Origin of the sequence: uncultured Meiothermus sp. (assembly GCF_937863175.1) — a bacterium.
In the GTDB taxonomy this organism is placed as follows: domain Bacteria; phylum Deinococcota; class Deinococci; order Deinococcales; family Thermaceae; genus Meiothermus.
The window spans coordinates 1-9,494 of sequence record NZ_CALMCQ010000049.1 but is presented as its reverse complement, the minus strand read 5'-3'; the positions used below and the strand labels follow the sequence as shown (position 1 = coordinate 9,494).

The following is a 9,494-nucleotide window of genomic DNA, read 5'->3' as shown; positions in this document are numbered from 1 at the left end:
ACAGAAGAAAAAGCCGCCGCCGAGGCCCCGGGTAGGCCAGTGGTTGCGGCAGACCTACCCTCCAGGCCTGGCAGTGTCCAGGCAGGGGTAGAGAAAGAATACGGTGAAGAACCAGGCCCTCCGCCTGCTCCAGCCCCCAAACCCATCAACCCTGTAACCAGGCCCACCTCCCCCCAGTCTGGAGCCAGTCCGCCAGCACCCCCGTCCCGACCACGCCCAGAGCCCCCTGCGTTGGCGCCATCGGTAAAGCCCCGGGCAGCCCCTCCGGCCCAGCCCAGGCCGATCCCACCTCCTGTTGCCAGGCAGTCGGCGGAACCCACCAAACCCCCTCCCAGCACTCCTCCTGCCGTAGTGCCCTCCGCTGTACCGGCTACCCCTCCACCGGTGGGTAAGCCCCAACCCCCCAAACCCGCCCAATACCTGCTGCAATCGGTGGGCTTACCCAGTCTGGTGGATGGCGCCGTGGTGGTGGTGTATCGCCTCGAGGGCAGTGCCGAAGCTACCTCACCCCTCGAGCTAAGCCTCCGGGAAGTACCCCCCGCCCTGCGGGTCAGCTACAACGATCACCCCACGGCCATTTCTTTGCGTCCAGGCGAACAGTTTGAGCTTCGAGTCTCCAACCAGAGCCCGCAAGAGGCCGTCGTCGAGACTGCCTTCAAGGTGGTGAGTGCCCCCGGGGCCCTGGTCGAACTGCCTCCAGTCTGGCGGCTGAAGGTGCCCCCGATCGTGGTTTCGCGGGGCTGGCCGGGGTGGTTGTGGGTCTTGGCAGGGCTGCTGGGGGCGGTGCTGTTGGGGAGTCTAATGTTAGTTCGGATGCGCCGAACGGCCCTGGCAGCCCTACGGGCCGAGCCGGTGGGCGCAGGGCTGAGCATGAGCTATGGGCCATCCGGGGGGGAGGAGGTCAGGGTGTTGCACCCCACGGCAACTCCCAGCCTGATCAGTCTGGATTTTTTTGGCGCTGTCCCAGAGCAACGGCGCAAATACATCCCAACCTTGATGAGCGAATACGACCTGGGACAGGCCATCGGCGAGGTGGGCCTCGAGCGCTTGCGGGTGCGCCCCGGCCCGGGCGGCCTCGAGGTGATCCACATCCCTGGCCACCTGAGCCTCTGTGTCGAGGCCAGAGACCCCGTAACCCCAGGTCAGACCGTGGAATTGGGCCGAACCATCTACATCTCCGACATTAGCAGCGGGGCCGGGGTCGGCATCTTGAGCGTACAGAAGATGTAGAAGAAACCAGACGGATGACTCCGCCTGATCCGAACAGCAGGTTGGGTTGATTCAGGAAACCGGGGTAACGGCAGCGGTGTCCTCTTCGCCGGTACGAATGCGGTAAACCTTCTCCACCGGCATCACGAAGATCTTCCCGTCGCCCACCTCGCCAGTACGTGCACTGGCCAGAATGGCCCGCACGGTAGGCTCTACAAAGTGGTCGGAAACGCCAATTTCCAGACGCACTTTTTCCGAAAGCTCCATCTTGACGGTGATGCCCCGGTAGGTCTCGACCCGCTCAGTCTCGCCGCCATGCCCCTGCACCCGGCTGATCGAAAGGCCCCGCACCTCGGCCTTGAAGAGGGCTTCCAAGACCTCGTTCAGCTTCTCGCTCCGAACGATCGCAACAATCAGTTTCATCACACCCCTCCTTAGTCGGTGCCCCCCACGGGCTTGGGTTTGGCAGCCGGCATGGCGGATTCGGTGTTAACCAGGATCGCGCCCTCGCCACTGGTGTAGGCTTCTTCGCCATGCTGGGTAATGTCCATACCCACACCCTCTTCCTTGATCGGGGCTTTGAGCGGGGTGATGGCGCCTACCAGCTTTAGCAGCGCAAAGGTCATGCCCCCGCTGTATACCACCGCAATCAGTACCGCAAAGGCCTGGATTAGTACCTGAGCAGGGTTGCCCGCAATTAAGCCATCAAACAAGCCGTTGACCGATTTTTGAGCAAACACCCCGGTCAGGATGGCGCCGGTTATGCCGCCGATGCCGTGACTGGCGAACACATCCAGCGAGTCGTCCATCCCGCTCCTGGCCCGCCATAGCAGCACATAGTAGCTAGGGAAGGCTCCAATCGCGCCCATCACCAGGGCAAAGGAGGGTGAAACAAAAGCAGCGGCTGGGGTAATCACCACCAGGCCCACCACAACAGCGGTGGCCAGCCCCACAGCGGTTACCCGGCCTGTACGCATCAAATCAATCAGCGACCAGACCACAATGGTGGCAGCAGGTGCCAGGATGGTGTTGGTCAGGGCCAGCCCGGCGGTTGCGCTGGCCGCCCAGGCGCTACCCGCATTGAAGCCAAACCAGCCAAACCACAACAGGGCTGCTCCCAACAACACAAAGGGCACGTTGTGAGGCAGGATGGCCTGCCGCCCAAAATCTTTGCGTGCGCCCAGCACCAGGGCTGCTACCACAGCGGCAATCCCTGCGTTGATGTGTACCACCGTTCCACCCGCAAAATCCCAGGCGCCCAGGTCGGCCAGGAAGCCGCCTCCCCAGACCCACTTGGCAATCGGAGCGTAGACCAAGAGGCTCCAGAGGGTGATGAACAGCAAAAAAGCAGGGAAGCGCATCCGCTCGACCACCGCACCCGAGACCAGCGCTGCGGTGATGATGGCAAACGTACCCTGGAAGATCATCCAGAGCATATGCGGAATGGTGATGGCGACGATGGCCCCCTTGTTCTCCACCCCAACGTTGTTGAGGAACAGGTAGCGCAGGTCGCCAATAAAGTTGCCATCGCCCGAGAGAGCCAGGGTATAACCCAACAAGGCCCAGGCCACTGCCACAAAGCCCAGTACTGAGAAGCTCATCATCATGGTGTTGAGGGCGTTTTTGGAGCGAACCAGGCCCCCATAGAAAAAGGCCAGCGCCGGGGTCATCAACAGCACCAGACCGGTAGCGACCAGCATCCAGGCTGTATCCGCAGCACTAAACTCGGGGTCTTCGGCAAGGGCCAGGCCCGTCAGCATGGCCACCAGGAATATCGGAACTCGAAGGTTTTTCATCAACCCTTCACCTCCTGGGCAAGAGACTACCGGAGCTTTTGCATATTGTCAATCATAATTTGGACAAATGTCCACAAATTTGATGACGTTTTGCCTATCTTTACCGATTTGAAAATAATATTTTGGCGTATACATGCATTTTGTCGCTGTTTCAACGCAGTGCAATTTTCTATTGATCGTCAACCCAGATACCGCAATGCAACCCGCAATACCACAGACTGCGGGTTTGGTTCTAAACTGGAGTAGATCATGACCGAGCGGCAACTGCGCATCCTGCACCTGCTGGTGGATAGCTATATCCAGACCCAGACCCCTGTGCCTTCGGGGGTACTGGCAGAGCAGTTGTCGTTGTCGCCCGCAACTGTGCGCTACGAATTGATTGAACTCGAGCTGCAGGGCTTGACCAGTAAGCCCCACGCCTCGGCAGGCCGCATCCCCACCCGCACCGGATTCCGCCACTACGCCCTGTCCAAACTACCACCCAGCCCCTTGCCCCAGGCCACCCTGGACAAGCTGGCCCAGGTGCTGGAAGGTGCCGGGGCACGACGCGAGGGGCTGTTGGTACAAGTGGCCTCCAAGCTCTCGGGCTATCCGGCCATGCTGCGGCTCAAACCCCAGCGTACACCCAAACTGCTGCAGGTGCACCTTTCCAACCTGACACCCGGCAAGGTTTTGGCGGTAGCGGTTCTGGAGGGAGGGCGGGTGCGCGAGGCTCGTATTGATCTATCCTTTACCCCCACCGATGCCCAGCTTACTGAGGCCGAGCAACGCCTGTTCAGAGCATCTGGGCTCGTCAAGGCCAGCACGCCCGCCCTGATGGAGCTTTACGAGTCCATCGGCAGAGCCTTTGCCCAGGGCAGCCAGGAGGAGTACCGCGAAGGGGTGGGCCTGTTGCTCAGCGAGCCTGAGGCCCAGAACCCGCTGTTTTTACGCCAGGCCATCGCGGTGTTTGAGGCCCCCAGCGACCCCACCCTCACCCCTCCCGGAGGCATGAACGTCCGGGTAGGCGAGGACGAAGGGCTCTCGCAGGTGCAGGCTGGCATCGGTGTTAATGATCAGGTGGGCGAACTTTCACTGCTGGGTCCAGTGCGCATGCGCTACGAAAAGGCCCTCTCGGTGGCCTTTGCCATGAGCCAGGTGTACATGGGGAAGTGAAGGCTTCGGGCCACTCTGGGTTCGCAGTTGGGCACCCTGGGTACGCGACTGGCCTGTGCATTGAGCCTCTGCCCCTAGACACTGGGCCCTCGACCCGGGACAATCTTTCTTATGCGTATTCAGGTGCTGTTATTTGCCCTTTTCCGTGAGCAGGCGGGACAGGCCCGGCTCGAGCTAGACCTCCCTGCCAGTTCCACAGTAGCCGATGCTAAAATCTTGCTGGAACAGCAATACCCCCTGCAGCTCTCTGGCGGGCTGGCGGCCATCAACGAGCAACTGGCCCAGGCCAGCGATGGGCTCAAAGAAGGGGATGTGCTGGCTTTTTTGCCCCCCGTCTCCGGGGGCTCCTCGACTCCCTCCCCCGTGGTGGGTAGCGCTATGCACCGGGAGGGTGGGGTTCAGGGTAACGACAACCTGGGCCTGACCTACGAGGTTCTGGCCGTACAACCCTGGGTGGACTGGGCTTCAGGCGACCCTTACGGTGCGGTGATTAGCTTCCTGGGCACCACCCGCAGCCCCAATAAGGGGCAGGCTGTAACCCATCTGGAATACGAAGCCTACCCGGCCATGGCCGAGAAGACCATGCAGCAAATTATTGCCGAGATGCGCGAGCGCTGGGTGCTGGGCCGGGTGGCCTTGTGGCATCGGTTGGGCCGGGTGATGCCCGGTGAGGGTTCCATTCTGATCGTGATTTCCTCGCCACATCGGCTCGAGGCCTTCGAGGCTTGCCGCTACTGCATTGAACGCGTTAAGCAAATTCTACCCGTATGGAAGAAGGAATTCCTGCCCGATGGCTCGCACTGGGTGGAGGGGTACGCACCCGAAGGGCGCCAACTGTAGCGCGGTATCTCATCGGCCCAACGCCGTGTTCCAGCAGACGCTAGCAGTTCCCCATTTCGGATGGTCGACCAGCCCATTTGCCGCGCCGTCTTGACCTCGTGGCCGACGATGTCGCGCGAAAGACGCCAGTCAACACACTCGTCAACGAGTACCTTCACGAGGCAGCGGCGACCAGCCGGTCTTTCGCTTGCTCGAGAAACTCAATGACTTGTTCCCGACTCACCGAGGGGAAGCCCGCGAGAAACTCATCGATGGAGTCTCCAGCTTCCAGATAGTCAAGTAGCGTCTGAACGGGGACTCGGGTGCCCGCGAACACCGGGGTGCCGCCCATTACATCGGGGTTGCAGGAAATGACAGGCTTAACCATAAATGCAGACTACTCCGAACTCCGCGACACGTGCACCTCTCGGGGTCTCACCAACCGCTAAGCCACACCTGCGTTGGATGATGAGCCGACCCGCAAACACGATGGTACTGCGCCCAGTACTAGTAATACTGGTTCTAGGTTGAAGTGCCCTATAGTGCGGTTAACGCGAGGGTGCTCCAGGTAGAGCTTGCTCCAGAAATCCCACCTAGCATTGCGGGTTCTACGGGGTAAAACGCCGCGCCCTCTCAAAGGGTGCAGTGTTTGGGATCCAGAACCCGGCTGTCCAACCCCCAACCCCTGGTGACGAAGTATGAGAAAACTCGCCCTGGACTGGGTATCTATCCATGCTCAATTGGGCTGTGCCGTGTTGGACAAACCCAGAAACCTATGCTATAACTAACAGGTATGTCTCAGCTTAGGGTCTAGCATCCTTGGGGAGACAACCCGTCGCGCAGACTATTCCCAGACCAAACCCAGAGCAGTCTGGGTGGGAATTTTGACGCGGCAGAAGGTAACGGCAGAGAGGAAACAGGCGAATGGAAGACCAAGCTACCCAGACTCCAGTGGAAACTGGAACCCAGCCCCAAGTTTTTAGCATGGAGCAAGCCCTGCAAGATGCAGAGGCTCGGCTCGAGAAGACCGTGCAGCGCGGTCAGGTCATTGCCGGTACGGTGGTGCTCATCACCAACGATGGCGTGATGGTGGACATTGGCGCGCGCACCGAGGCCATCATTCCCTTCAACCAGCTCACTGAGGAGCCGCTCTCCGACGAGGAGTTAAAGAACCTGCTCAAGCCCGGCGATGCAGTGAGCGCCTATGTGGTGCGGGCCGACCTCGAGAACGGCCAGGTGGTGCTTTCCAAGAAGCGGGCCGAGGCCGACCAGAGCTGGGTAAGGGTGCAAGCCTTGTTCGACAAGGGCGAGCCCGTGATGGTACAGGTGAAGGAAAAGGTCAAAGGGGGTCTGGTCGCTACCGTCGAAGGTATTCGCGCCTTCCTTCCTGCCAGCCAGGTAGATCTCAAGCGCACTCCGGAACTCGACGAATACGTCGGTCAGAGTTTCCTGGTCAAAATCATTGAACTCAACCGCAAGAAGGGCCGCGTAATCCTGTCGCGCCGTACCGTACTGGAAACCGAACAAAAGGCTGCCCGTTCCAGTATCCTCTCAGCACTTAAGGAAGGCGATATCGTCGAGGGTCAGGTGGTCGAAGTCACCGAGTTCGGCGTGTTCGTGGCCCTGGGTGGGGTGGATGGCCTGGTACACCGCAGCGAGATTACCTGGGGCCGTTTTAACCACCCCAAGGATGTGGTGCATAAGGGCCAGGATGTCAGGGCCAAAGTTTTGTCGGTGGATAGCGAGCGCGAGCGGGTCAACCTCTCGATGAAGGCCCTCAGCTCCGACCCCTGGTTAACCGTTTCGGAAAAGCACCCCATCGGCTCGAAGCTGAATGGCAAGGTGGTGGGCCTGACTCAGTTCGGGGCCTTTGTGGAAGTGGAGCCTGGGCTGGAAGGTCTGATCCACATCTCCGAGTTGTCCTGGACGAAGCGCCCCAAGCACCCCAGTGAAATCTTGAAGGAAGGCTGGGAAGTCGAAGCCCAGGTCTTGCGCATTGACCCCGCCGAGCGCCGCCTCTCGCTGGGTCTGAAACAAACCCAGCCCGACCCCTGGAAGAGCCTGCCCGACCGCTTCCCCCCCGGCACGCCCGTCAAGGGCAGGGTCACGGGCCTGACCGACTTCGGGGTGTTTGTGGAGATCGAGCCTGGCATCGAAGGGCTGATTCACGTCTCCGAGCTGGCCTACGAGCGCGTCGAGAAGCCCTCCGAGATGTTCAAGAAGGGCGATGAAGTCGAGGCTGCCATCCTCCAGATTGACCCCGTGGAACAGCGCATCAGCCTCTCGCGCAAGCGCCTCCTGGCCCCACCGCCTCAGGCGGTTAGCATTCCCAGTGAAGAAGATGGGGAAGGCCGTAAAGCACGCCGCGATGGCAAGGGTGGCGAGCGCCCCAAGCGTCCCAAGGGCAAGGGCGGCCCCCGTGTAGGGCGCAGCCGCGAGCGTGATTTCGACTACGGGGGTTCCAGTGGCGCAGCCGCCTACACCAACTACGACCCCAGTGTGGCTGCGGCTTCCAATACCAATGTCAAGCTGGGTGACGTATTCGGCGACCTTTTGAGCCAGCTCGACCTGGAAGAAGATAAGGACAAAGAGAAGGCCTAAACCTCGAGTCCATCGCGATAAGCCGCCCACCACGGGCGGCTTACTTTTTGCACCGCCTTTTGCCGATGTGCAAAACCTCCCCCCCCTACACAGCAGATAGCTCTGCTGCAGGTTGGTCGCCGCATAGGGCTCGGCATTCAGTTGGGTACCCGGTGCGCCCACGATAGAAATTTCGGGGATGGTTTTACGCGCTGCACTTATGAGGTCGGGGTCGGCGCGGCTCTGTGGGTAGCGCAAATTCCCTCCCACGGTACAACCCATTACTGCTGGAAGTACCGGTGAAAATCACTCTGCTACCGCGCAGATGGGCCGTATGGATTTGACAAACCGAATAGGGCACAGCTTGTTCGTGGGAACCGCCTACAGGCCCACAAACTGTCCGTTCTCCTGCAACACGACACCATCGGCCAGAATCCGCCCCCCTTGACGCAAATCCAGAATTAAGTCCCAGTGTATGGAGGAGTGATTGGTTCCGCCGGTTTCGGCATAGCTTTGCCCCAGCGCCAGGTGCACCGTACCGCCAATTTTTTCGTCGTAGAGGATGAGGCCAGTGGGTCGGCTGATGCCAAAATTGGTGCCGATGCCTACCTCGCCGAGGTAGCGGGCCCCAGGGTCGGCCTCGAGCATCTTGAGCAGGTATTCCTCACCCGATTCGGCCCTGGCCTCCACCACCCGACCCCCCTGGAAACGCAGCCGTGCCCCCCCCACCCGTTGCCCCGAGACCACCACCGGCAGATTGAAGCAGACCTCCCCTTCAGCAGAGGATTCGATGGGACCCGTGAAAACCTCGCCCGAAGGCATGTTTCGCTTGCCATCGGAATTGATCCAGGTACGTCCTTCCACCAGGAGCCGAAGGTCGGTTCTATCGCCCTGGATGCGTATTTCCTTTACTTTTTGCAGACGCTGCGTCAGGGTAGCCTGGAAAGCCGATAGCGCGCGCCAGGCGGCTACCGGATCTGGACGATCGAGGTACAGGGCCTGCTCCACAAAGGCCCGAAAGCCAGCCGTGGGCATTCCGGCTTGCTGCGCATAGCCTGGGGTCGGATAGAGCGTCAGACACCAGCGCTTTCTGGCCCGCTTTTGCAGGTAGGGCCGCCATCCGGTGCGGTATTGGGCTATTCTGGCGGGGGGGACATCGCTCAGCTCGAGCGGATTCTGGGCACTCTCGATGCGCAGGCTGGCATCCACGTGTTCGACCAGTTGCATCTGGGCTGGAGGAACCTGATCCAGCCACTCGCCTCCATACAGGAAAAAGGGCCTCGAGACCCCTGCCGGGAAGAGCTGAATGATTGGAAAGGCCCCGCGCTGTAAAACAGCAGGGTGCAGCGCTTCGAGCAACGGCAGCGCAGAGGGCTCGGCCTCGATCAAAACGGTCTGACCCGGCTGCACATCCAGGCAGTACTCGGCCAGTAAGGCAGCAAAACGGGTTTCCATACCCTCATATTTATACCCATTCGGCTGGAACATACCGACCCCATAGCAGGATTAAGTACACCACAAAGGGTCTAAATTGAACGATTATTTCGGGCAATTTGGCCAGTACGGTTTTTCCCATACGCATATCCCCGTGAAATTCACCACTTCTGCGCTATGATGTAGAAAGCATGAGCGAAGTCAAAATCACACCGCTGGCCCGTCGTCTGGCGGAAGAAAACGGTATAGATTGGCGACAAATTCAGGGTACTGGCCCCGATGGTACAGTGGTCGAACGGGATATTCTAGCCTTCCTGGCGAGGGTAATGGCTGGCGAAGTAAACCTACCCCCAGCCCCAGAGGAAGTAACCCCCCCACCCGGCGCTATCCCCAACATGGCCCAGGCTCAGGCGGCCTTACAGAAGGAGGGGGTGCAACTAGGGGATCTGGTGCCAGCCCCACCCGCCGCCACCCCACCTGCACCCACCCCCCCCTCGCCTG

General features: G+C 60.4%; 9 protein-coding genes and 1 pseudogene. 5 read left to right on the top strand and 5 right to left on the bottom strand.

Translation table 11 applies throughout. The features are described from left to right. Positions 1–323 (bottom strand): annotated as a pseudogene (locus Q0288_RS02065) (hypothetical protein); the annotation flags it as partial. A 61-nt stretch (positions 324–384) separates the two neighbouring features. Here Q0288_RS02065 and Q0288_RS02060 point away from each other — a divergent pair. Further along, positions 385–1,230, top strand: a complete 846-nt coding sequence (locus Q0288_RS02060) for a hypothetical protein (protein WP_299426413.1) — start codon at positions 385–387, stop codon at positions 1,228–1,230. A 51-nt stretch (positions 1,231–1,281) separates the two neighbouring features. Here Q0288_RS02060 and Q0288_RS02055 read toward each other — a convergent pair whose 3' ends face one another. Further along, entirely contained in the window at positions 1,282–1,632 is a 351-nt protein-coding gene (locus tag Q0288_RS02055) for a P-II family nitrogen regulator (protein ID WP_299426411.1), read from the bottom strand. Positions 1,633–1,643: 11 nt separating this feature from the next. Continuing rightward, a complete protein-coding gene (locus tag Q0288_RS02050; RefSeq protein ID WP_299426408.1) occupies positions 1,644–3,005 on the bottom strand; it encodes an ammonium transporter in 1,362 nt (453 codons plus the stop codon). Positions 3,006–3,254: 249 nt separating this feature from the next. Here Q0288_RS02050 and Q0288_RS02045 point away from each other — a divergent pair, with 249 nt between their 5' ends. Further along, positions 3,255–4,160, top strand: a complete 906-nt coding sequence (locus Q0288_RS02045; protein ID WP_299426405.1) for an HrcA family transcriptional regulator — start codon at positions 3,255–3,257, stop codon at positions 4,158–4,160. Positions 4,161–4,271: 111 nt separating this feature from the next. Next, positions 4,272–5,000: a molybdenum cofactor biosynthesis protein MoaE gene (locus tag Q0288_RS02040; protein ID WP_299426402.1), complete on the top strand. Its 729-nt coding sequence runs from the start codon at positions 4,272–4,274 to the stop codon at positions 4,998–5,000. Positions 5,001–5,154: 154 nt separating this feature from the next. On the opposite strand, the gene Q0288_RS02035 is transcribed toward Q0288_RS02040, so the two are convergent. Beyond that, positions 5,155–5,367: a DUF433 domain-containing protein gene (locus Q0288_RS02035; protein WP_299426398.1), complete on the bottom strand. Its 213-nt coding sequence runs from the start codon at positions 5,365–5,367 to the stop codon at positions 5,155–5,157. A 536-nt stretch (positions 5,368–5,903) separates the two neighbouring features. Here Q0288_RS02035 and Q0288_RS02030 point away from each other — a divergent pair. After that, positions 5,904–7,580 (top strand): 30S ribosomal protein S1, encoded by a 1,677-nt coding sequence (locus Q0288_RS02030; protein ID WP_299426395.1) that lies wholly within the window; start codon positions 5,904–5,906, stop codon positions 7,578–7,580. Positions 7,581–7,940: 360 nt separating this feature from the next. On the opposite strand, the gene Q0288_RS02025 is transcribed toward Q0288_RS02030, so the two are convergent. After that, positions 7,941–9,014, bottom strand: coding sequence for an aminopeptidase (locus tag Q0288_RS02025; protein ID WP_299426392.1), 1,074 nt, complete (start codon positions 9,012–9,014; stop codon positions 7,941–7,943). A 170-nt stretch (positions 9,015–9,184) separates the two neighbouring features. Between Q0288_RS02025 and Q0288_RS02020 the strand changes: the two genes are divergently transcribed. Beyond that, the coding region (locus Q0288_RS02020) for an E3 binding domain-containing protein (protein ID WP_299426389.1) at positions 9,185–9,494 on the top strand (310 nt) is incomplete at its 3' end.

Excerpts from the sequence above, each read along its gene's own strand:
- Q0288_RS02045 (WP_299426405.1), top strand. The coding sequence starts at position 3,255 with ATGACCGAGCGGCAACTGCGCATCCTGCACCTGCTGGTGGATAGCTAT.
- Q0288_RS02025 (WP_299426392.1), bottom strand. The coding sequence starts at position 9,014 with ATGGAAACCCGTTTTGCTGCCTTACTGGCCGAGTACTGCCTGGATGTG.
- Q0288_RS02030 (WP_299426395.1), top strand. The coding sequence starts at position 5,904 with ATGGAAGACCAAGCTACCCAGACTCCAGTGGAAACTGGAACCCAGCCC.
- Q0288_RS02050 (WP_299426408.1), bottom strand. The coding sequence starts at position 3,005 with ATGAAAAACCTTCGAGTTCCGATATTCCTGGTGGCCATGCTGACGGGC.
- Q0288_RS02035 (WP_299426398.1), bottom strand. The coding sequence starts at position 5,367 with ATGGTTAAGCCTGTCATTTCCTGCAACCCCGATGTAATGGGCGGCACC.
- Q0288_RS02040 (WP_299426402.1), top strand. The coding sequence starts at position 4,272 with ATGCGTATTCAGGTGCTGTTATTTGCCCTTTTCCGTGAGCAGGCGGGA.
- Q0288_RS02055 (WP_299426411.1), bottom strand. The coding sequence starts at position 1,632 with ATGAAACTGATTGTTGCGATCGTTCGGAGCGAGAAGCTGAACGAGGTC.